Here is a 21,171-nt window from a genome sequence, read left to right on the forward strand (position 1 = left end):
TGCGCGCCATTCATGCATTCCGGCAATCAAGCCGGGACAGCCAGTCTCGGGAGCAAGGCCTCAGGCCTTGCGCTGCATCCGGCAGAAGAAGAAACCGTCGGTATCGGTGCTCGCCGGCGTCAATGTCACAGTGCCGGCATCCGTCACGCGCGGGCGCGGAGCCGCGCTGCCGAAGATCTTCGCCCAGTCCGATGCGACCGAGACGATCGAAAAGTCGGGGTTCTCGGCGCAGAACCGTTCGACCTGGCGGTCGTTTTCTTCCGGCAGGACCGAACAGGTGACATACAGCAGTGCGCCGCCCGGTTTGACGAAACGGGCCGCCTCGCCGAGTGCATCCTGCTGCTGGGCAATCCGCTCGTCGAGATTTTTCTGGTTGAGCCGCCACTTGGTGTCGGGCCGGCGACGCCATGTGCCGGTACCGGTGCAGGGCGCGTCGACCAGAACCGCGTCGAGCTTGTCTTTCAGCGCATCGAGTTGGCGGGGGTCGTCGTGAACCTGCACGTTGCGGGTCCCGGCGCGGCGCAGCCGTTCGATGATCGGGGCAAGTCGCTTGCGGTCGGCATCATAGGCGTGAACCTGACCCTTGTTCTGCATCGCAGCCGACATGGCGAGCGTCTTGCCGCCGCCGCCGGCGCAATAATCTAGCACCTGATCATGTTCGCCGGGCTGGACCAGATCCGCGACGATCTGCGAGCCTTCGTCCTGGACCTCGAACCAGCCTTTCTGGAAGGAAAGCTCGGCCGTCACATTCGGCAGGCGCGATGCGCCTTCGCCGGCGGCGATCCGGATGCCGTTGCGGGCAATCGCCGCCGCCCGTGCGCCGGAACGTTCCAGCGCCTTCACCACCTTGTCGCGATTGGCCTTCAACGTATTGGCGCGAAGATCGAGCGTCGGTCGTTCGGCAAGCGCTTTCGCCTCGATCAGCCAGTTGTCGCCGAAATTGGCTTCGAAGGAGGGCTGTACCCAATCAGGAATGTCGCCCTGCACATGCAGGGGAGCATTGTCGAGATCGCGGTTTGCAAAGGCGCTCGCCTGGGCCTCGGTCAGCGCCGGCGGAGCAAACTTGTCCTCGAGGAATTCGGCAGCAAGCGTCTCGGTGGTAAAACCCCATTGCCGCAACAGGACCGCATAGGCCAGCGCCACGGGGCTTTCGTCGTCCATCAGCCAGGCATGGGAAAGCCGCATGCGCAGGGCGTCATAGACGATGTTGCCAATGGCCGCCCGGTCGCCGGATCCGGCGAAACGATGGGCAAGGCCCCAATCCTTCAATGCATCCGCCACCGGGCGTTTGCGCGCTTCGATATCGGCCAGAACGTCTATCGCCCCGCTTACTCGTCCGCCCAGTCGCATGTCACACTCCGTATCGGTTGAACCCGTATGGCAGTGCTCGTAAACGCGATCGGGTCGAAGGGCAAGGGGAGGGGCTTTGTCCGGCCCGCGTCCGATTAGCCGTCGAAACCCTTCATGCCCTTGCCGGCGACCTTCTGGCCATCGGCCAGCACCTGATAACAGACCTGCGCCGTACCGGTGGAAACCATGCCGATGTCCTGGGCGGCTGCCTTGGAAACATCCAGCACGCGGCCGCGAATGAACGGGCCGCGGTCGTTGATGCGAACCACCACGCTCTTGCCGTTTCGCTTGTTGGTCACCAGCACCTTGGTGCCAAATGGCAGCGAGCGATGCGCGGCCGTCAGTTTGGAAGCATTCATCCTCTCGCCGGAGGCGGTTTTGGAGGAAAGAGCATACCAGGAAGCGTGTCCGCATCCGGGCGCAGCATTGGCCTGTGCCTGGCCGAGTAGTGCAAAAGCAGCAATGGCGGCCGTGGCGGCAGTTAGGCGTCGAACTATTTTCAAGTCGGTCGTCCCCGTCGTTAAGTCCCTGCACGTTGCGTGCGGCGGGGCTTAAGCAGGGCGAAAAATGGCGAAAACGTGGGATTTGTCATCACGGAATGTTAATGAAAGTAACATTCGTGATTACATTGTTATCGATGTTTTTAACGAGCCGGCTAATCGATACTGGAATAAAACCTTAGGAATCAGTCTCTAAGCGAAACTCTGTTCCGGTTGGACTCTGCGGAGTCTGGTGATCACGAAACAACGCGAAAAAAAATTGTTGTCGCAGGGTATTTTCTGCCCAAGTTGGACAAATTCTGTGGCGACATGCCGTATATCTTAAGAAATATTAACTCGCAGAAGGCGTCTGGAAGGAAATTTCAACCGTTTCAAAGTGGGAATTTACTCCTCGACAAGCGGCCTTCGAGGCATCCGAAAGTCGGGATAACTTTATTAGTTAGCACTTACATCTTTAGACTTGCGATGATGTCATGGCGGGCGTGCGATCAGCCGCGCCAGACATCCTCATTCCACATCTGGGCGAGCGAAATCCTGTAGTTCGGGAAGGCGAATTGGAAGCCGAGCGCTCGCAGCCTGGCGTTCGAGACGCGCTTGTTGGCGCCGTAGAAGGAGCGTGCCATCGGCGTCATTTCGGCCGTGTCGAAATCGATTTCCGGCGGAGCTTCAACGGCCATGATCCGCGCGGCCTCGACCACCACGTCCTGCGGCGGGCAGGGCTCGTCATCGGTGACATTATATATGCCGGCAAGTTTGCGCTCGGCCAAAAACAGGCAGGCCGCACCGATATCTTCCACGCGGATGCGATTGAAGACCTGGTCTCTCTTTATAATGCGGCGCGCACTGCCGCGATCGAGATTGACGAAGGCGTTGCGGCCCGGTCCGTAAATGCCGGAAAGCCGCAGCGCCGCGACCGGCACGCCGGCAACACGTCCTTCGTGAGCCCAGGCCTCTTCGGTATCCACCCGCTCGATCGAGCGGCCGAGGATCGGGCTGCCGGGGGTTTCCTCATCCACCCATCCGCCGCCGTGATCGCCATAGACCCCGACAGTCGAAAGATAGCCGATCCATTCAAGCTTCGGGCAGAGTGCGGCAAGCCGGCCGGCAACGAGTTTCAGCAGCGGATCCTGATCCCGGCCCGGCGGGATCGATTGTACGAGATGGGTCACATCCTTCAATGCGGCGAGCAGCGTGTCGCTGAACCCGCTGCCGTCGAAGATGAATGACTTTATATTATAGGCAGACAGCGCCTGCGCACCTTCGGCCGTACGCACCGTGCCCGCAACGGCAAACCCCGCCGCTGCAAAGGCCTTGCCGATTGCCTTGCCGGAATAGCCGCATCCGAAGATCATCACTGTCATCATTTCACTCCCGCCATCTGCCATTCGAGCTGCACGTCCGGATCACTATCGGCAATCCGTCCCTGCGCGAATGCGGCAAACGTGTCATCATCCATCAATCGCCTCAAGGCCCAGACCGCCATGGCTCGCACGACGGGCGAGGCATCGTCGGCCAGGATGCGACATTGCGGAACGAGGCCCGGCTCACCGGAATTGCCGGCCGCAATCAGCACGTTGCGGACAAACCGGTCGCGGCCGATCCGCTTCACCGGGGAGCCGCTGAAGAAGGCGCGGAATGTCGCGTCATCCAGCGTCAGCAGAAAGGCGATCGACGGCTCCTTCAGGTCCTCGCGCGCTTTCAGCTTCATCTCCGACGAGCGTGCCGCGAACTTGTTCCACGGGCAGGCCGAAAGACAATCGTCGCAGCCATAGATGCGGTTGCCGATCAGCGGACGAAACTCGGGATCGATCGGCCCCTTGTGCTCGATCGTCAGGTAGGAAATGCAGCGCCGCGCATCGAGCCGGTAGGGCGCGGGAAAGGCGGCGGTCGGACAGGCGTCGAGGCAGGCGCGGCAGGAACCGCAATGATCCTTCTCGCCGGCATCGATATCGAGCTCGGCGGTGGTGAACAGGCTACCTAGAAACAGCCAAGATCCATGGCTGCGGCTGACGAGATTGGTATGCTTGCCCTGCCAGCCGAGGCCTGCAGCCTCCGCCAGCGGTTTTTCCATCACCGGTGCCGTATCGACGAACACCTTCACATCCTCGCCGGCCCGTGCCGCAAACCGGGTGGCGATCTCCTTCAGCCGTCCCTTGATGACATCGTGATAGTCGCGATTGCGGGCATAGACGGATATTGCCGCCTTGTCTTTCATCGCCTGCAGGTAACGCGGATCCTCGTCCGGCCCGTAATTCAGGCCGAACATCACGATCGAGCGCACCTCTCCCCACAGCACTTTCGGATCACCGCGCCGCTCGCGTGTCTCGGCCATCCACTCCATCGTGCCGTGGTGGCTGTCGTCGAGAAAGACCGACAGCCGTTCGGGTGCGCGCGGAATGCTGTCCGGCAGGGTGATCCGACAGAGATCGAAACCCTGCGCTGCCGCTTCCTCGCGAATGAAGGCGGTCAGCTTCTGCCGCCGGCGAAGCGTCTTCTCGTCTTCGCTCTTTAGGGCGCTAGAAATCGAGGTCCGCATAATGGGACACCGGGGTGAGGCCGCGAATGCGTTCGGCCAGCATCGGACGGAAGGACGGTCGCGATTTCAGCCGCTGGTACCAGTCCTTGGCGATCGGGAATTCCGACCAGTCGATCTCGCCGAGATAGTCGAGCACCGAGAGCGAGGCCGCTGCCGCAAGATCGGCATAGCTCAGCCGTTCGCCGGCAAGCCATTGGCGCGAACCTGCGAGCCAGGAAAGATATTTCATATGCTGGCGGATATTGGCGCGCGAGGTGCGCAGCGCCTTTGAATCCGGCGCCCCTCCGCCCTGGGCTGCCGTCATCTGCAGCTTGTAGACCCGCTCGCGCGTCAGCGGCCGAGTGACATCCTGCTCCATCTTCTGCAGGAACCATTCCGTCAGGCGACGGATCTCGGCCCGGTGCCATGGATCTTCGGCCAGAAGCCGCCGCTCGCGCTTCAGGACGCCATGGGTCTCGTCGAGAAACTCCATCAGCACCGAGGGACCACAGAGCACACGCATGCTGTCATCGACATAGACCGGCAAAGTCGCCGCCGGGTTGAGGTTCAGAAACTCACGGCGCTTTTCCCATGGCTGTTCTTCGACCAGATCTGCCTGAAACCCATATTCCGCCAAAATCAGGCGTACAAATCGCGAAGCAGATGACATGGGGTGATGATAGAGGGTGGGCATAGGGGCGTGGGCTTCGATAAAAAGGGTAAAAGGGTGGGGCTGGCCGCTTCCGCGCCCGCCTGACATATGTCAGCTATATGGATTTGGTAGGGCCAACACAAGCAAGCTGCCATAGACTCAACATTCTGCTGCAAACTGCCGCGATTTTCTCAGCAAAGGATTAAGATTAGTGGATCAACCGATCATCAGCGCACTCTTGCTCGGCCTCATTGAGGGGATCACCGAATTCTTGCCGATCTCCAGTACCGGCCATCTCATCATTGCGGAGCAATGGCTGGGTCAGCGTTCGGACCTGTTCAACATCGTCATTCAGGCTGGTGCGATCATCGCGGTGACCATCATCTACTGGCGCCGGTTGCTCAACCTGCTGCTCGGCTGGCGTCAGCCGGAGAACCGCGACTATGCCGCAAAGCTGATCGTCGCCTTCCTGATCACCGCCATCCTTGGCCTGATCGTCAAGAAGCTCGGCTTCGAACTGCCGACCACCGCAACCCCGGTTGCCTGGGCACTGATCATCGGCGGTATCTGGATGATCTTTGCCGAATGGGCTGCAGCCAAGCGGCCGCCATCGACGAAAATCACCTGGCTTGTTGCCGTTCTTGTCGGTATCGCCCAGATCGTCGCCGGCATTTTCCCCGGCACTTCCCGTTCGTCCACGACGATCTTCGTCGCCCTGCTCGCCGGCACCGGCAGCCGCGTGGCGGCAACCGAATTCGCCTTCCTCGTCGGCATCCCGACCATGTATGCGGCGAGCGGCTATGAGTTGCTGAAGGCCTTCAAGGATGGCAGCGCGGCAAACGAGGACTGGACCTCGCTCGGCATTGCCTTCGTCGTGTCGACGGTCGTCGCCTTCATCGCCGTCAAGTGGCTTCTGTCCTTCATCCAGACCAACCGTTTCACCGTGTTCGCGGTCTATCGCATCATCGTTGGCGTGATCCTTCTGGGCATGGCACTGGCCGGCTTCATCGCCGAGTAAGCCGGCGAACTTTCCGTAGCACCCATCATCAAGAACGGAAAAAAGGCGGGGCGCCACCGGCGCTCCGCCTTTCTCATGATGTTCGTTAACTGACGACCCGGTCGACCGCTGGCCGGTATTGCAACGGGAAAACCCGTGCCGGTTTCTGGTCTGGCCGGAGCGGTGCCTTTATCGAATGGACGCCGTGCTGCAGGGATCGACGCCGTAGGCCGGCGCGCAATCAACCTTGCCGCCTGCAGCGGTCTGGGGAGCCATGAATGAGCCTGCAAGAATGACGAGTGCCGCGCACGCAAAAAATAGGGCGATAGGCTTGCCCATGAAGACGCCTTTCAGAAGAGGTGAATGTTGGTCAGAACCAATTTTCTGCGATCGATTTATTGGTCGCTCACAACGAATTCAATATAGGATTTTGCTAAACCTGCGGTTAACGCACAGTCGTCAATCGGTGAGGACTTTATGCCACATAGACAGGTATCGAACTGCACAATCTCAAGCCGTTAGCAACCGCTGCCCAACGGCGAGGCAGCGCAAAACGATGTCCGGATCGGGGTTGGAAATCTCTCAGGCGGCCTTGCCGCTACCGGTAAATTGGCCGTGCGGACGGAAATGCACGAGATAGGAAGCCAGGATCGAACCGGGGACGACCGGTCTGATACCGAGGCCACAAAGCGTGCGGCCTTCCTTTGCGGCAGCGTCCGATACGACATTGTCCTTTTTCAGCAATTCCACCTGATCGGCGGTCAGCGGCGGCGCGACGAACGGGATGAGCGACGCAATGCTGCCGATCAACGAGGCGATCCCGAAGGGAATCGAGATCAGCGGGCGCTCGCGATTGGTCACCCGCAGCACGGTCTCGAGACATTCACGGAAGGTCATGACCTCGGCTCCGCCGAGTTCGTAGATCGTCCCGCTCTTCACGGCGCCATCGACCGACCGGCCAACGACCTCGGCCACATCCTCCACATAGACCGGCTGCAGCTTCGTCTTGCCGCCGCCGATCAGCGGCAGGAATGGCAGACGCCGCGCCATGGCGCCGAACTTGTTGAAGAAATTGTCTTCCGGTCCGAAAATGATCGACGGGCGAAGAATGACGGCGTCCGGCATCAGCGAAAGGATGCTCTCCTCCGCACGACCCTTGCTGCGTGCATAGGACGAGCCGGAATTGACGTCGGCGCCGATCGCCGAAATATGTGTAAGCTTCGCGCCGGCCTTTTTGGCAGCCTCTGCCACCGTGCGCGCGCCCGTTTCCTGGATGGCATCGAACGTGTTGCGTCCGCTTTCGAAAAGAATGCCGACGCAGTTGATCACATGGACCGAACCCTCGACCGCCCGCTCGACCGACTGAGGATAGCGAAGATTGGCCTGGACCAGCGAGATCTGCCCGACATAACCGGCGGGCAGAAGGAAACCGGCGAGATCGGGTCGGCGTACCGCCACCCGCACGCGATAGCCGCGCTTGACGAGCTTGCTGACCACATGACGTCCGACGAAGCCGGAGCCCCCGAATACGGTGACGAGCGGCGGTAGGTTTTTCACGGTCATGGTCTGCCCCGAAAGCTGTCTCTTGTTCTTCGGTCTTAACTGAATCCCGCAACTGGTGAAAGGGCTTTCGACGCCGCAAGCCTGCGCGCAAACGATGTTTTGACGTCGTGTTTACGGCTCTCTTAAATGCCCTCCACCAGCACCATCTCGCCCTCTGCGGCTTCCTGGCGGATCTTGCTCGCCACCTGATATTCCGGCGAGTTGTAGCATTCCAGCGCGGCCTTCATCGACGGGAACTCGATCACGACATTGCGGTGACGCGCAGTGCCCTCGAGTTCGGTAATCGTGCCGCCGCGAGCCAGGAAATGCGCGTCATACTTGTCGAAGGCAAGTTTCGACGCCGCGATGTAGTCCTTGTAGCGCTCGGGGTCGTGAATATCCATCCGTGCAATCCAATAGGCCTTAGTCATCAAATTTCCTCCTCCTTGTGACTATAGTGAGACGTTGGTCGAATCAGGGTGCAAGTCAATATGAAGCGTAACGTACTCCTTGTCGCACTCGCCTTGGTTGATGTCGGATTTGCTCAGGCAGTCGTCCGTCCGCCGCTGGCTCATGCCGCCGCCTGCTCTCAAGGCGTCATGGATGCGCTGCGTGCGCCCGGCGGCAAGGACGCAAGGCCGGTCGAAATCCGCTGCGATGTTTCGCTGACGGCAAGCGATAAAATTACCCGCCGGATCGTCTTTTCCGGCAGCCGCGCTTCCGGCGTCGTGTTCGATTGTAACGGTGCCACGATCGACGGCAGCCTGTCGAAGGAGCGCACGGTGCTGATCCGCTCGGTGCAGAAGGATGGGAAATGGGACGTCCCGACCGGCATCACGATCCGCAACTGCACGATCAATGGCGATCTTCGCATCCGTGGATTGGGCAATAACGGCCAGGCGGAACTGGTGAAAAAGTCGTCGCTCGAGCCCGGCCACACGGCGCGCGCGCAGGCGGCAGCGCCGAGCGGCATCCTGCTCGAGAACCTGACCTTTTCCGGAAGCGGCGGCATTCCCTTCTATATCGCACCGGGCGTCACCGGCGTGACGTTGCGCAATTCGCATTTCACCGGCAAGTCGACGTCGACCGTCGTTTATCTCGATGCGGAATCGGCGCGCAACACCATCGTCGGCAACACGTTCTCGGCGCATACCAGGGGGCGGGAAGTGCTGGCTGTCGATGGCTCGGCGGACAATCGGATCGAGAACAACACGTTCGTCAACCCGCTGACCGGCGGCATCTTTCTATACCGGAACTGCGGTGAGGGCGGCACGGTCCGTCACCAGTCGCCGCACGGCAATATAATCAGCGGCAATACATTCCAGTACGACCTGCCCCTGGCGCGGCCTGCCGTATGGATTGGTAGCCGCCAGGGGGTAAGCCTCTTCAACAGCTATTGCCTCGTCCAGCCGAAAATGCTGCTCGGCGGTCTCGATCACAATGATGGCGCCAACAACAATACCGTCGTCGATAATCACCTGCCGGGCGGCAAGCCGAGCCTGATCGTCGATCAAGGCGCTCGTAACAGGATCGCGAACAATCGATGAGCAGTCTCAGGCGTCGTTGGCGGGCCAGAGCGCCTGACGCATTTCGGCAAGGATTGCCTCGGCCGCGGCCTTCGGATCGGCGGCCTTGACGATCGGCCGGGCAACGACGAGATGGGTGGAACCGTTGGTGAGCGCATCGCCCGGCGTGACGACGCGCTTCTGGTCGCCCGCATCGGCGCCTTTCGGGCGGATGCCCGGTGTGACGATCGCCACCTCGGTGCCGACGATCTCGCGCACCGCAGCGGATTCTTCCGCCGAGCAGACGATACCGCCCATTCCTGCCTCACGGGCCTGTGCCGCGCGTGTGCGCACCAGTTGCTCGGGCGTCTGGGCATAGCCCGCCTCGGTCACGTCGGCGGCATCCATCGATGTCAGGACAGTCACGCCGAGAAGGCAGAGATCGGAACCCTTGGCGGCCTCGACTGCGGCGCGCATCGCCTTCGGATAGGCATGCAGCGTCAGCATCGTCATGCCCATCTTGGCGATGTTCTCGACACCCTTCGCCACCGTGTTGTCGATGTCGAGCAGTTTCATATCGAGGAAGATCTTCTTGCCGTCCTTTGCGAGGTCGCGGGCGAATTCCAGTCCGCCGGCAAAGGCGAGCTGATAGCCGATCTTGTAGAAGGAGACGGTGTCACCGAGCATCGAAACCATCGCCTCGGCTTCGGAAACTGTCGGGATGTCGAGGCCCACGATAAGCCGGTCACGCGCTTGCATGCTGTTCAATCTCCCTGCCATGTTTCGATCGGCGTCCAGTCGCACGAGATGGCGCGATCCGCAAGGGTAAAGCGGAAGAGATTTCCCCCTCCGCCGGGCTGATCCTGCGAGCGCGAGATCGGAATCCGCATGAGATGGCATTTCAGAAGCGTGCCGACGCCGCCATGGCCAACGAATGCAATCGGCGCGGCCGGATCATGATCGGCGAGCACGGCCTCGACGATGGAAACGATCCGCGCTTGCGCATCGGTGGCGCGCTCCCAGCCCCGGAAGCTCTCGTTAGGGTGGGCGAAGAACCAGTCCGCCGCGGCCTCGAATTCCGGCGAGGCCAGAAAGCCGGTGGCGGATCGGTCGTTCTCATGCATGCCGTCGATGATCTCGACTGCCACTCCCGCGGCCTTGGCGAGAATCTCGCCGGTTTCGATCGCCTTCGTCTCGTCGCTGGTAATGATGCGGGCCAGAGAGTGCGCCCATGGAAGCGCGGCCGCCCTTTCCGCTCGCTCGCGGCCTAGCTCGGAGAGACCCCAGCGTGGCACCGGCACGTCGGGGTCGATCAGCACTTGCGGATGGGTGATATAGAGGCCGAAACTCATGCCGGATCGCACTCCGCTGCGGGTCGGGATCGATCCCGCTTATATCGGCCGCTTGACGGGCATATGACCTAAGCGCGCGTATAGGTCCAAAGCTGTGCCGGCGGGATATTCCGCACGACGAAATCGTAATGCTTGATCTTGTAGCGGTCGGGATTGGCGATGATCGGCGAGACCGGACCATAGGTGATCTGCATCACCGGGCGCCCGGCAGGCAGGCGATTGAGCAAGTCTTCCAGCAGCGCGATACGGCGCTCCATCGGAAAGCTGAGGAGCGGGATTGCCGAGACGACGCTGTCGAACGTCTTGTCCCTGAAGGCGCCGAGCGTCTTGTCGAGGTCGAAGGCATCGCCGTTGATGAAATTGACGCCGGAAAACGTCTTGACCAGATGCTGGTAGAAATCGGTCGAATACTCGATCGACACCAGGTCCTTTGGAGCGACACCCTTCTGCAGGATGGCCTTGGTGATGACGCCGGTACCGGGGCCGAGCTCAAGAACGGGCAGGCCGGACTTCGTATCGACGACACTCGCCATCCGTTTCGCCGTGACCGACGAAGTCGGCATGATCGCACCGACCTGTTTCGGGCCGTCGATCCATCCCTTGAAGAAGCGGATCTCTTCGTCAAATTTCCGGCCGAGCCGTTCCTTCAGGCGCAATTCCATCAACTCATCCTCTCCCGCTTTTCTGGCTACCTGGGGCCTCACGACGCAAAAGCAAGGAAAAATGTCGCAAGCAGCAAATGGCACAAAAAAGGCGGCTCGGAATTCCCGGCCGCCTCTTGGGTTTTATACGCGCATTGGCATCAAGACATAGAGCGCGTCATCGCCCGCCGTATCCCGCACCAGGGTTGGCGAGCCGGCATCTGCCAGCATGAAGATCGCATCGTCGCCGGAAAGCTGCGCCGTGATGTCGAGCAGATATTTGGCGTTGAAGCCGATTTCCATCGGGTCGTTTTCATAGCCGACTGCCACCTCTTCCGTGGCGCTGCCCGAATCCGGGTTGTTGACGGTCAGCATCAGCTGGCCTTCCGTCAGTGACAGCTTCACGGCGCGGCCGCGCTCCGACGAAATGGTCGAGACACGATCGACGGCCTTGGTGAAGGTCTGGCAATCGACCCGCATTTCCTTGTCGTTGCCGGTCGGGATGACGCGCTGGTAATCCGGGAAGGTGCCGTCGATCAGCTTCGACGTCATGATGATGTCGCCGATCGTCAGGCGGATCTTGGCATCCGACACTTCGACCGTCACCGCAGCTTCCGGATCATCGACCAGCTTCTGCAATTCGCCGACCGTCTTGCGCGGAATGATGATGCCCGGCATGCCTTCTGAACCCGATGGTGCCTCGACATCGGCGCGCGCCAGACGGTGCCCGTCGGTCGCGACGGCGCGCAGCTTCAGGTCGCCGCCCGCCTCGATCGTGTGGAAGAAGATGCCGTTGAGGTAATAGCGGGTTTCCTCCGTGGAGATCGCGAACTGCGTCCGGTCGATCAGCATCTTGAGGTCGGTCGCCTTCAGCTTGAACGTATGGCTGAACGAACCTGCGGTCAGATCGGGGAAATCGGTCTCCGGCAGGCATTGCAGCGAGAATTTCGAGCGGCCGGACTGTACCGTCATCGAGCCGCCATCCGGATTGGTGGCGAGCAGCACTTCCGAGCCGTCCGGCAGCTTGCGGACGATTTCATAAAGAAGATGAGCGGGAACGGTAGTGGCGCCCGCGGTCTCGACCATGGCCGGAACGGCCTCGGTGATCTCCAGATCGAGGTCGGTCGCCTTCAGTTCGAGATTGGCGCCGGATGCACGCATCAGCACGTTGGAGAGGATCGGGATGGTGTTGCGGCGCTCGACCACGCGATGCACGTGGTTCAGCGATTTCAGAAGATTGGACCGCTCGAGAGTAATACGCATGGACTCAACCGCTTTCGACCTTGGCGATCTGTGGGATAGCTCGCCTGATATTCTTCGGCCTGTCATAAGCCGGACGATGTGGACGGGCAAAATGGCAGAGATCGGCCTTTGAATGCAAGAGCAGAACCGGAGGCGCTTGCGTCATTTCGGCACTCGACTGCCGCTGCACACAGAAAACTTGGATATCCGCCGCTTGCGGGCCGCCATCGTGTTGATCATAAAGAGCCATGATCATCGTTAAGAATTGCAGAGCCAGTGGCCGGACCCTCTGAAGTGCCCCGCGGCTATCGCGTCGCCAATACATTCGTCCCTTCGCGCCCGCTGGAGCCGGCGCTCTATCTGGTCGCGACCCCGATCGGCAACCTCGGCGATATTACGCTGAGAGCCCTGGAAACCTTGGGTGGGGCGGACGTGCTGGCCTGCGAGGATACCCGCGTCACTCGCGTGCTGCTCGACCGCTACGGCATAGCCAACAAGCCCTATGCCTATCACGAGCATAATGCCGACGAGATGGGGCCGAGGCTTCTGGCGGCACTCGAAGACGGAAAATCGGTGGCGCTGGTTTCCGATGCCGGAACGCCGCTCGTCTCCGATCCCGGCTACAGGCTTGGCCAGATGGCGATTGAGGCCGGCCACAAGGTCGTCCCCATTCCCGGCGCATCGGCGCCGCTCGCGGCACTGGTTGCTTCCGGCCTGCCCAACGATGCCTTCCTTTTCGCCGGCTTCCTGCCGGTCAAGGACAAGGCGCGACGGGACCGGCTGGCGGAACTCTCCAAGGTGCCGGCAACCCTGATCTTCTTTGAATCCCCCCACCGCATTGCCGCAACGCTCGCTTCCGCTGCGGACGTTCTGGGGCACGGTCGCAGCGCCTGCGTCGGCCGCGAACTTACCAAGGCCTTCGAGGAGATCAGCCGCGCAAATCTTGGCGAACTGGCCGATGCCTTCGAGAGCCGTACGGTGAAAGGCGAGATCGTCTTCCTCGTCGGTCCGCCGGCTGAGGAAGAGATATCGACCGCGGTCGATGTCGACGCGCTGCTGATGGAACTGGGTGCCTCGATGCCGGCATCCAAGGCTGCCGCCGAAGCTGCTCGCCTGACCGGGCTGCAGAAGCGTGATCTCTACCAGCGTCTTGTCGAGATGAAGGCCCAATGATGAAGGGAAGGAACGGTGGCTGATGGGGCAGGGGCCTGAGGGAAGCCGGCATAGAAGACAGCGCGCCGAACGGCGCGGTCACATATCGGAATATCTTGCGGCCCTTTGCCTCATCCTCAAGGGCTACCGTATCCTCCAGCTGCGATATCGGACGAAGCTGGGCGAGATCGACATCATCGCCCGCAGGAAGACGCTCATTGTTTTTGTCGAGGTCAAGGCCCGCGCCCGCGAGGCCGATGCCATCGATGCGGTCGGCTATGAAACCCAGCGGCGGATAAGGGCTTCCAGCGATATCTGGCTGTCGAAGCGGCGCGATGCACACCTTCTGTCCTGCCGCTACGATATCATCGCCGTTCTGCCCGGCCGGTTGCCCCGCCATTTCATTGATGCGTTCTGATTGAAATTTTGACGGCCGGATGAAGTTTTTGCAAAGCCGTGCACTGTCATGGAACTGAAACAAAACTGTTAAGGTCCTGTCATCGAGCCCCCCTATCAGCGTCCTCAACCCCAATCACGGTGGAGAGGACGACCATGTTCAAGAAACTTTCGATCGCAGCAGCAGCGGTCGCACTGTCGGCGACCTCGTCGATGGCTGCAACCGAGATCACCTGGTGGCACGCCATGGGCGGCAAGCTCGGCCAGAAGCTCGAAGACGTCGCCGCGAAGTTCAACCAGAGCCAGAGCGAATACAAGATCGTTCCGGTCTACAAGGGCACCTATCCGGAAACCCTGACCGCCGCGATCGCTGCCTTCCGCGCCGGTCAGCAGCCCGCCATCGTTCAGGTCTTCGAAGTCGGCACCGGCACGATGATGGCCGCCAAGGGCGCCGTCTACCCGGTCTACAAGCTGATGAAGGACGAAGGCGAGCCGTGGGATCCGTCGAAGTTCCTCGCTCCGGTCACCGGCTACTACACCGATCCGCAGGGCAACATCCTGTCCATGCCGTTCAATTCCTCGACGCCGATCCTGTATTACAACAAGGACGTCTTCCAGAAAGCTGGCCTGAACCCCGACGTTGCCCCGAAGACCTGGGCTGAACTCGGCGAGATGAGCAAGAAGATCGTGTCTTCGGGCGCGGCCAAGTGCGGCTTCACCATGTCCTACGGCGCAAGCTGGGTCGGCCTTGAGAACTACTCGGCCATTCAGGATCTGCCCTATGGCACGAAGCAGAACGGCTTCGGCGGCATGGATGCACGTCTTACCTTCAACGGTCCGCATCAGGCTGCCTTCTGGGATCAGCTGAAGAAGTGGCACGATGACGGTTCCTACAAGTATGGCGGCCCGAGCAGCGGCGCCGATGCGGCACCGGCCTTCTACTCGCAGCAATGCGCCGTCTACATGAACTCGTCCGCCTCGCGCGCAGACGTCATCGCCAACTCGAAGTTCAATGTCGGCTTCGCACCGATGCCTTACGACGACACCGTCACCAAGGATCCGAAGAACTCGATCATCGGCGGTGCGACGCTCTGGGTTCTGAATGGCCAGAAGAACAAGGATGTCTACAAGGGCGTGGCGAAGTTCTTCACCTATTTGTCGCAGCCGGAAGTCCAGGCTGACTGGCACCAGTTCACCGGCTACCTGCCGATCACCAACGCTGCCTACGAGCTTGGCCAGAAGCAGGGCTACTACGCAGCCAACCCCGGTTCCGACATTGCCATCAAGCAGATCACCCGCGGCACTCCGGACGACAATTCCAAGGGCGTCCGCTTCGGCAACCTGAGCCAGATCCGCGATGTTCTCGACCAGCAGCTGGAAGCCGTTCTTGCCGGCAAGAAGACCGGCCAGGAAGCTCTCGATGATGGCGTCAAGCAGGGCAATTCCATCCTGACCGATTTCCAGGCTGCGAATTCCAACTAAGGATCACTCCTTATCCATGCGCCCTTCCCGGTTTTGACCGGGGAGGGCCTTTTCCTTGAATGGGAACCTGCCCGGACCATGACAGCCGGCCTCACCCACGGAAATTGCTCGGGGACCCCGCCATGCAGACCAAGCGCACCGTATTTCAAAGCCGCCTCCTGCCATATGTTCTCGTGGCACCGCAGCTGATCATCACGCTGATCTTCTTCGTATGGCCGGCCGGCCAGGCCATCTGGCAATCCTTTCTACTGCAGGATCCGTTCGGCATGCGGGACAAGTTCATCTGGTTTGCCAACTATACGCGCCTCATGAATGATCCCGATTATCTCAATTCGCTGGTCGTCACTCTGGTCTTCGCCATCGGCGTCACCGTCCTGTCCATGGGCGTGTCGCTGCTGCTCGCCGTCTGCGTCAACCGCGTCATCCGCTCGCAGCGCTTCTACACGACGCTGCTCGTCTGGCCCTATGCCGTGGCGCCTGCCGCATCCGGTCTGCTCTCGTGGTTCATGTTCAACCCCAGTGTGGGCATCATTCCCTATGGCCTGTCTCACCTCGGCTACACCTGGAACCACCGCCTCATTCCGCATGACGCGATGATCCTCGTCATCATCGCCGCCGCCTGGAAGCAGATCTCCTACAATTTCCTCTTCTTCGTCGCCGGGCTTCAATCCGTGCCGCATTCGCTGACAGAGGCTGCCGCAATCGACGGCGCCGGTCCGGTCAAGCGCTTCTGGACGATCGTCTTCCCGCTCCTGTCGCCGACGACCTTCTTCCTCGCCGTCATCAACATCACCTATGCGATGTTCGACACCTTCCCGATCATCGATTCCACCACCGAGGGCGGCCCGTCGCAGTCGACCAATATCCTGGTCTACAAGGTCTATGCCGATGGTTTCGTCGGCCTCAACCTTGGGCCTTCGGCAGCCCAATCCGTGGTGCTGATGCTGATCGTTGTTCTGCTGACCGTCGTCCAGTTCCGCTGGATCGAACGCAAAGTGCAGTACTGATAGGAGCCCCGTCATGGTCGAGAACCGCCCGTTTTTGAACTTTCTCACCCATTTCGTGCTGATCCTCGGCATCGCCACGGTGGTCTTTCCCGTCTATCTCGCCTTCATCGCCTCGACCCGCGGTCCGGCCGACTTCCTCACGGGCGTCGTGCCGCTGACGCCGGGCGACCAGACCTGGGAAAACTATAGTGCGCTTCTCGGCGCCGGATCGACGCGCGCCGGTGCGCCGCCCTTCCTGCTGATGCTCGCCAACAGCCTGGTCATGGCGTTGCTGGTGGCCTTCGGTAAGATATTCATCTCGATACTGTCGGCATTTGCCGTCGTCTATTTCCGCTTTCCCGGTCGCATCATTGCCTTCTGGGTGATCTTCATGACGCTGATGCTGCCGATCGAGGTGCGCATCCTGCCGACCTACAAGGTGATCGCCGATCTCGGCATGCTGAATTCCTATGCCGGCCTCGTCATCCCGGTCATCGCCTCGGCCACCGCCACCTTCCTCTTCCGCCAGTTCTTCCTGACCATTCCGGAAGAGACGATGGAAGCGGCCCGTGTCGATGGTGCCGGTCCCCTGAAATTCTTCTGGGATATCCTTCTGCCGCTGTCGCGCACCAACATCGCGGCGCTGTTCATCATCATGTTCATCTTCGGCTGGAACCAGTATATCTGGCCGACGCTGATCACCACCGATCCGCATTTTTACACCGTGGTCATGGGCATCAAGCGGCTGACCGCCGTGCTTGACGGCGATACGCAATGGAACCTCGTCATGGCGGGTGTCATCCTGGCGGCGCTCCCCCCGGTTCTGGTCATCATTTTCATGCAGCGCCTGTTCGTCAAAGGCCTGGTTGAGACGGAGAAATAACAATGGCATCCATCGACGTCGAAAATGTCGGCAAGATCTATTCAGGCGGCGTGCGCGCGGTGTCCGATATCCGGCTCAACATCGCCGATGGCGAGTTCATCGTCCTTGTCGGTCCATCCGGCTGTGGCAAGTCCACGCTGCTGCGCATGATTGCAGGCCTTGAGACCATTTCAGAGGGCGAAGTGAAGATCGGCACCCGCACCGTCAACAATGTCGAGCCGGCCGATCGCGACATTGCCATGGTCTTCCAGAACTATGCGCTCTACCCGCATATGACGGTGAAGCAGAACCTCGAATACGGACTGAAAAACCGCAAGACGCCGAGGGCCGAGATCGACGCCCGCGTGGCGGAGGCTGCCCGCATGCTGGAAATCGGCCAGTATCTCGAGCGCAAGCCGAAGGCCCTTTCCGGCGGCCAGCGCCAGCGCGTCGCCATGGGCCGCGCCATCGTCCGTAAGCCGGCCGTCTTCCTGTTCGACGAACCGCTCTCCAACCTCGATGCCAAGCTGCGCGTTTCCATGCGTGGCGAGATCAAGCGCCTGCAGCGCCGCCTCGGCACCACCTCGATCTACGTCACCCACGACCAGCTGGAGGCGATGACGCTCGCCGACCGCCTCGTGGTCCTGAATGGCGGCCGCATCGAACAGGTCGGCTCGCCGCTCGATGTCTACCACACGCCGGCTTCGACCTTCGTTGCAAGCTTCATCGGCTCGCCGGCCATGAACCTCGTCAAGGCCGAACTGCAGGGCGACAAGCTGGCCATCGGCCCGGCACTGATCTCGCTCAACGGCTACGCGCCGACATCCGGTGCCGTCACCGTCGGCCTGCGCGCCGAGGACCTGCGCCTCGTTTCCGGTGGCGAAGGCATGCCGTTTGCCGTCGAATATGTCGAGGAACTTGGTTCCCAGCGCCTTGCCCACGGCCTTGTCGGGGATCAGGCGATGACGATCGCGCTTTCCGGCGAAGCAGCTATTTCCGACCGGATGCAGATAGCCATCGATCCCGCAAAACTGCATTTCTTCGATGCCGCGACCGGCAAACGCCTTGGCGCCCAGGTGCCGGCACATGCAAGCGTTGAAGAGGCGCAGCCGGTCGCCTGACATGCACTGATGTGATCGGCCGATTGGGTCGATTGACAATCGACGGCCGGGATTATTCCCGGCCGCATTGCTTTCGGGCGGGCGCCATCCTAAATCAGGCGGGCTCGAATGGGGCAGATACGTTCTCGGGGACAGAATTCATGGTGCATGTTCGCAAGGTCGCAATCCAGATGGACCACATTTCCGGCATCAATATTGCCGGCGATTCCACCTTCGCAATGACCCTCGAGGCTCAATCGCGCGGCTACGAACTCTTTCATTATACGCCCGACCGCCTGACCATGCGCGACGGCAAGATTTTCGCGGCTGTCGAGCCGCTCGTCGTGCGCGACATCAAGGGCGATCACTTCACCCTTGGCGAAAAGACCCGCATGGATCTCTCGCAGATGGACGTCGTGCTGCTGCGCCAGGATCCGCCCTTCGACATGGGCTACATTACCTCGACCCATCTTCTCGAACGGATTCATCCGAAGACGCTCGTCGTCAACGATCCGGCCTGGGTGCGCAACTCGCCGGAAAAGATCTTCGTCACGGAATTCGCCGATCTGATGCCGGCAACCCTGATCTCCCGCGACGTCAACGAGATCGCCGCCTTCCGCCAGGAAATGGGCGACATCATTCTGAAGCCGCTCTATGGCAATGGCGGCGCCGGCGTCTTCCATTCCACCCGCGACGATCGCAACTTCACCTCGCTTCTGGAAATGTTCGGCCAGATGTATCGCGGCGAGCCCTATATCGCCCAGGCCTATCTGCCGGCGGTGCGCAAGGGCGACAAGCGCATTCTGCTTGTCGACGGCGAGCCGGTCGGCGCGATCAACCGTGTTCCGGCCGAAACCGACAGCCGCTCCAACATGCATGTCGGCGGCCGCGCCGAGCCGACCGAGCTGACCACCCGCGAAAAGGAAATCTGCGCCCGCATCGGGCCCGCCCTGCGCGAGCGCGGCTTCATCTTCGTCGGCATCGACGTGATCGGCGACTACATGACCGAGATCAACGTCACGTCGCCGACCGGCATCCGCGAAGTCAGGAAATTCGGCGGCGCCGATGTCGCAAGCCTGATGTGGGATGCCATCGAGGCAAAGCTGAAGTAATTCAGTTGCCTTGCGAAGACTGAAAGAAAAGCGCCTTCGGGCGCTTTTTGCATTTTTGTTCGATTTTTGTTCTTGTTTAAATTCGAGCGCTGTGTCAGCTTATGGTTGTGCTGGCGCGAGGTGTGACACCTTTGTCCCCGGCATCATGGCGGGGGCAGGGCACATGGTTTCACGGGTCAGCACGGTCGCATTTCAGGGCATAGACGGGGTGCCGGTGGATGTTCAGGTCATGGTTGGCCCCGGCAAGGTCGGCATGCAGATCGTCGGCCTGCCGGACAAGGCGGTGGCCGAAAGCCGCGAGCGGGTTCAGGCGGCACTGCATGCGTCGGGCCTGGCTGTGCCGCACAAGAAGGTGACGGTCAATCTGGCGCCGGCAGACCTCCCCAAGGAGGGCTCGCATTTCGACCTTGCCATCGCGCTTGGCCTGATGGCGGCGCTGGGCGCCATTCCCGGCGATGCCGTTGCCGATCATGTCGTCATCGGCGAACTCAATCTCGACGGGACGCTGGCAGCAGTCGCCGGCGCGCTTCCGGCGGCCATCAGTGCCAATGCCTTGGGAAAGGGCCTGATCTGCCCGGCAGACAGCGGCCCGGAGGCGGCATGGGCGGGGCCGGGTGTCGATATTATCGCGCCGCGCAGCCTGATCGCACTCGCCAACCATTTTCGTGGCACCCAGGTCATCTCCCGCCCGCAGCCCGCCATCCGTGCCCTTCCGGCCAACCTGCCCGATCTTGCCGAGATCAAGGGGCAGGAGAGCGCCAAGCGGGCACTGGAGGTTGCCGCCGCCGGTGGCCATAACCTGCTTTTCGTCGGCCCGCCCGGTTCGGGAAAATCCATGCTGGCGGCAAGGCTGCCCTCCATCCTGCCGCCTCTCTCCGCCGCCGAACTGCTCGAAGTGTCGATGATCCATTCGATCGCCGGCCAATTGTCCGGCGGCAAGCTTTCCGATCGCAGGCCCTATCGCACGCCCCATCACTCGGCGACCATGGCCGCTCTCGTCGGTGGGGGCCTCAGGGCAAGGCCGGGCGAGGCGTCGCTTGCCCATCACGGCGTGCTGTTCCTCGATGAGTTTCCGGAATTTTCGCCACAGGTTCTGGATGCGCTGCGCCAGCCGCTGGAAACCGGCGAATGCGTCATCGCGCGTGCCAATCACCGCGTGTCCTATCCGGCAAGCATCCAGCTCGTCGCGGCGATGAACCCGTGCCGTTGTGGCATGGCGGGAGAGCCCGGTTACACCTGCGCCCGCGGTCCCCGCTGTGCCTCCGACTATCAGGCCCGCATCTCGGCCCCCCTGATGGATCGTATCGATATTCGCATCGATGTTCCTTCTGTCGCGGCTTCGGACCTCATCCGGCCGGCGCCGGCGGAAAGCAGCGCGGACGTGGCAAAGCGGGTTCTGGCAGCGCGGGAGATGCAGCGGGATCGGTATATGACTGCCGGCCTGCAGGGTGTTCTGACCAATGCACGCTGCTCGACGGCACTGATCGAGAAGGTGGCGGAACCCGATCCCTCCGGCCTGCAATTGTTGCGAGATGCGGCGGAAAAGTTGAAATTCTCCGCCCGCGGCTATCACCGGGTTCTCAAGGTGGCGAGAACCCTTGCCGATCTCGATGGCAAGCCGACCGTCGGCCGTATCCATCTCGCCGAGGCGATTTCATACCGTATGGCCAGTGAACGACTGGCCATTGCGGCGGCCTAGAGAAATTCCGGCAAAAACGGGAACCGGTTTTGTGCCGGAAATTGCGTGACGTCAGGGAGACAGGTCATTGCCGGCGTCCAATCATC

General features: G+C 61.1%; 22 protein-coding genes. 10 read left to right on the plus strand and 12 right to left on the minus strand.

The features are described from left to right. Positions 1-60: 60 nt before the first annotated feature. The 5 genes from NCHU2750_RS20580 to NCHU2750_RS20600 all read right to left on the minus strand — a co-directional run bounded on the left by NCHU2750_RS20580 (position 61) and on the right by NCHU2750_RS20600 (position 5,059). Entirely contained in the window at positions 61-1,350 is a 1,290-nt protein-coding gene (locus tag NCHU2750_RS20580) for an RsmB/NOP family class I SAM-dependent RNA methyltransferase (protein ID WP_119942673.1), read from the minus strand. 95 nt (positions 1,351-1,445) lie between these two features. Next, complete coding sequence (locus NCHU2750_RS20585; RefSeq protein WP_119942675.1) at positions 1,446-1,853, minus strand: septal ring lytic transglycosylase RlpA family protein; 408 nt, start codon at positions 1,851-1,853, stop codon at positions 1,446-1,448. A gap of 485 nt (positions 1,854-2,338) precedes the next feature. After that, complete coding sequence (locus NCHU2750_RS20590; protein WP_119942677.1) at positions 2,339-3,211, minus strand: SDR family oxidoreductase; 873 nt, start codon at positions 3,209-3,211, stop codon at positions 2,339-2,341. After that, positions 3,211-4,386, minus strand: coding sequence for a tRNA epoxyqueuosine(34) reductase QueG (gene queG / locus NCHU2750_RS20595; protein ID WP_119942679.1), 1,176 nt, complete (start codon positions 4,384-4,386; stop codon positions 3,211-3,213). The genes NCHU2750_RS20590 and queG overlap by 1 nt, the downstream gene beginning before the upstream one ends. Further along, positions 4,367-5,059 (minus strand): glutathione S-transferase family protein, encoded by a 693-nt coding sequence (locus NCHU2750_RS20600; protein WP_119942681.1) that lies wholly within the window; start codon positions 5,057-5,059, stop codon positions 4,367-4,369. The genes queG and NCHU2750_RS20600 overlap by 20 nt, the downstream gene beginning before the upstream one ends. Positions 5,060-5,228: 169 nt before the next feature. Between NCHU2750_RS20600 and NCHU2750_RS20605 the strand changes: the two genes are divergently transcribed. After that, complete coding sequence (locus NCHU2750_RS20605) at positions 5,229-6,035, plus strand: undecaprenyl-diphosphate phosphatase (protein ID WP_245480294.1); 807 nt, start codon at positions 5,229-5,231, stop codon at positions 6,033-6,035. Positions 6,036-6,596: 561 nt separating this feature from the next. Here NCHU2750_RS20605 and NCHU2750_RS20610 read toward each other — a convergent pair. After that, on the minus strand, positions 6,597-7,577 hold the full coding sequence (locus NCHU2750_RS20610) for a complex I NDUFA9 subunit family protein (protein WP_119942683.1): 981 nt from the start codon (positions 7,575-7,577) through the stop codon (positions 6,597-6,599). Between the two features lie 122 nt (positions 7,578-7,699). Continuing rightward, the gene (locus tag NCHU2750_RS20615) at positions 7,700-7,987 is read right to left on the minus strand and encodes a DUF1330 domain-containing protein (protein ID WP_119942685.1); all 288 of its coding nucleotides are present in this window, start codon (positions 7,985-7,987) and stop codon (positions 7,700-7,702) included. Between the two features lie 60 nt (positions 7,988-8,047). Between NCHU2750_RS20615 and NCHU2750_RS20620 the strand changes: the two genes are divergently transcribed. Continuing rightward, positions 8,048-9,103: a right-handed parallel beta-helix repeat-containing protein gene (locus NCHU2750_RS20620; protein WP_119942687.1), complete on the plus strand. Its 1,056-nt coding sequence runs from the start codon at positions 8,048-8,050 to the stop codon at positions 9,101-9,103. 6 nt (positions 9,104-9,109) lie between these two features. Here NCHU2750_RS20620 and pyrF read toward each other — a convergent pair whose 3' ends face one another. From pyrF to NCHU2750_RS20645, 5 genes are all read right to left on the minus strand, one after another. Further along, positions 9,110-9,820, minus strand: coding sequence for an orotidine-5'-phosphate decarboxylase (pyrF, locus tag NCHU2750_RS20625; RefSeq protein ID WP_119942689.1), 711 nt, complete (start codon positions 9,818-9,820; stop codon positions 9,110-9,112). A gap of 5 nt (positions 9,821-9,825) precedes the next feature. Further along, a complete protein-coding gene (locus tag NCHU2750_RS20630) occupies positions 9,826-10,413 on the minus strand; it encodes a histidine phosphatase family protein (RefSeq protein ID WP_119942691.1) in 588 nt (195 codons plus the stop codon). Positions 10,414-10,481: 68 nt separating this feature from the next. Further along, the gene (pmtA, locus tag NCHU2750_RS20635; protein ID WP_119942693.1) at positions 10,482-11,075 is read right to left on the minus strand and encodes a phospholipid N-methyltransferase PmtA; all 594 of its coding nucleotides are present in this window, start codon (positions 11,073-11,075) and stop codon (positions 10,482-10,484) included. Between the two features lie 123 nt (positions 11,076-11,198). Then, positions 11,199-12,317, minus strand: coding sequence for a DNA polymerase III subunit beta (gene dnaN / locus NCHU2750_RS20640; protein WP_119942695.1), 1,119 nt, complete (start codon positions 12,315-12,317; stop codon positions 11,199-11,201). 4 nt (positions 12,318-12,321) lie between these two features. Next, positions 12,322-12,552 carry a hypothetical protein gene (locus NCHU2750_RS20645; RefSeq protein WP_119942697.1) on the minus strand — a complete coding sequence of 77 codons (231 nt, stop codon included), beginning with the start codon at positions 12,550-12,552 and terminating at the stop codon, positions 12,322-12,324. 20 nt (positions 12,553-12,572) lie between these two features. Here NCHU2750_RS20645 and rsmI point away from each other — a divergent pair, with 20 nt between their 5' ends. The 8 genes from rsmI to NCHU2750_RS20685 all read left to right on the plus strand — a co-directional run bounded on the left by rsmI (position 12,573) and on the right by NCHU2750_RS20685 (position 21,085). Further along, positions 12,573-13,469, plus strand: a complete 897-nt coding sequence (gene rsmI / locus NCHU2750_RS20650) for a 16S rRNA (cytidine(1402)-2'-O)-methyltransferase (RefSeq protein ID WP_119942699.1) — start codon at positions 12,573-12,575, stop codon at positions 13,467-13,469. Between the two features lie 22 nt (positions 13,470-13,491). After that, positions 13,492-13,866 carry a YraN family protein gene (locus NCHU2750_RS20655; protein ID WP_119942701.1) on the plus strand — a complete coding sequence of 125 codons (375 nt, stop codon included), beginning with the start codon at positions 13,492-13,494 and terminating at the stop codon, positions 13,864-13,866. 134 nt (positions 13,867-14,000) lie between these two features. Further along, positions 14,001-15,326: a sn-glycerol-3-phosphate ABC transporter substrate-binding protein UgpB gene (gene ugpB, locus NCHU2750_RS20660; protein WP_119942703.1), complete on the plus strand. Its 1,326-nt coding sequence runs from the start codon at positions 14,001-14,003 to the stop codon at positions 15,324-15,326. A gap of 122 nt (positions 15,327-15,448) precedes the next feature. Then, the gene (gene ugpA / locus NCHU2750_RS20665) at positions 15,449-16,333 is read left to right on the plus strand and encodes a sn-glycerol-3-phosphate ABC transporter permease UgpA (RefSeq protein WP_119942705.1); all 885 of its coding nucleotides are present in this window, start codon (positions 15,449-15,451) and stop codon (positions 16,331-16,333) included. Between the two features lie 13 nt (positions 16,334-16,346). After that, on the plus strand, positions 16,347-17,195 hold the full coding sequence (gene ugpE / locus NCHU2750_RS20670; protein WP_119942707.1) for a sn-glycerol-3-phosphate ABC transporter permease UgpE: 849 nt from the start codon (positions 16,347-16,349) through the stop codon (positions 17,193-17,195). Positions 17,196-17,197: 2 nt separating this feature from the next. After that, on the plus strand, positions 17,198-18,295 hold the full coding sequence (locus NCHU2750_RS20675) for a sn-glycerol-3-phosphate import ATP-binding protein UgpC (RefSeq protein ID WP_119942709.1): 1,098 nt from the start codon (positions 17,198-17,200) through the stop codon (positions 18,293-18,295). 140 nt (positions 18,296-18,435) lie between these two features. Beyond that, the gene (gene gshB / locus NCHU2750_RS20680; RefSeq protein WP_119942711.1) at positions 18,436-19,386 is read left to right on the plus strand and encodes a glutathione synthase; all 951 of its coding nucleotides are present in this window, start codon (positions 18,436-18,438) and stop codon (positions 19,384-19,386) included. A 163-nt stretch (positions 19,387-19,549) separates the two neighbouring features. Beyond that, a complete protein-coding gene (locus tag NCHU2750_RS20685; protein ID WP_119942713.1) occupies positions 19,550-21,085 on the plus strand; it encodes a YifB family Mg chelatase-like AAA ATPase in 1,536 nt (511 codons plus the stop codon). The last annotated feature ends 86 nt before the right edge of the window (positions 21,086-21,171 follow it).

This window comes from Neorhizobium sp. NCHU2750 (genome assembly GCF_003597675.1).
GTDB lineage: Bacteria > Pseudomonadota > Alphaproteobacteria > Rhizobiales > Rhizobiaceae > Neorhizobium.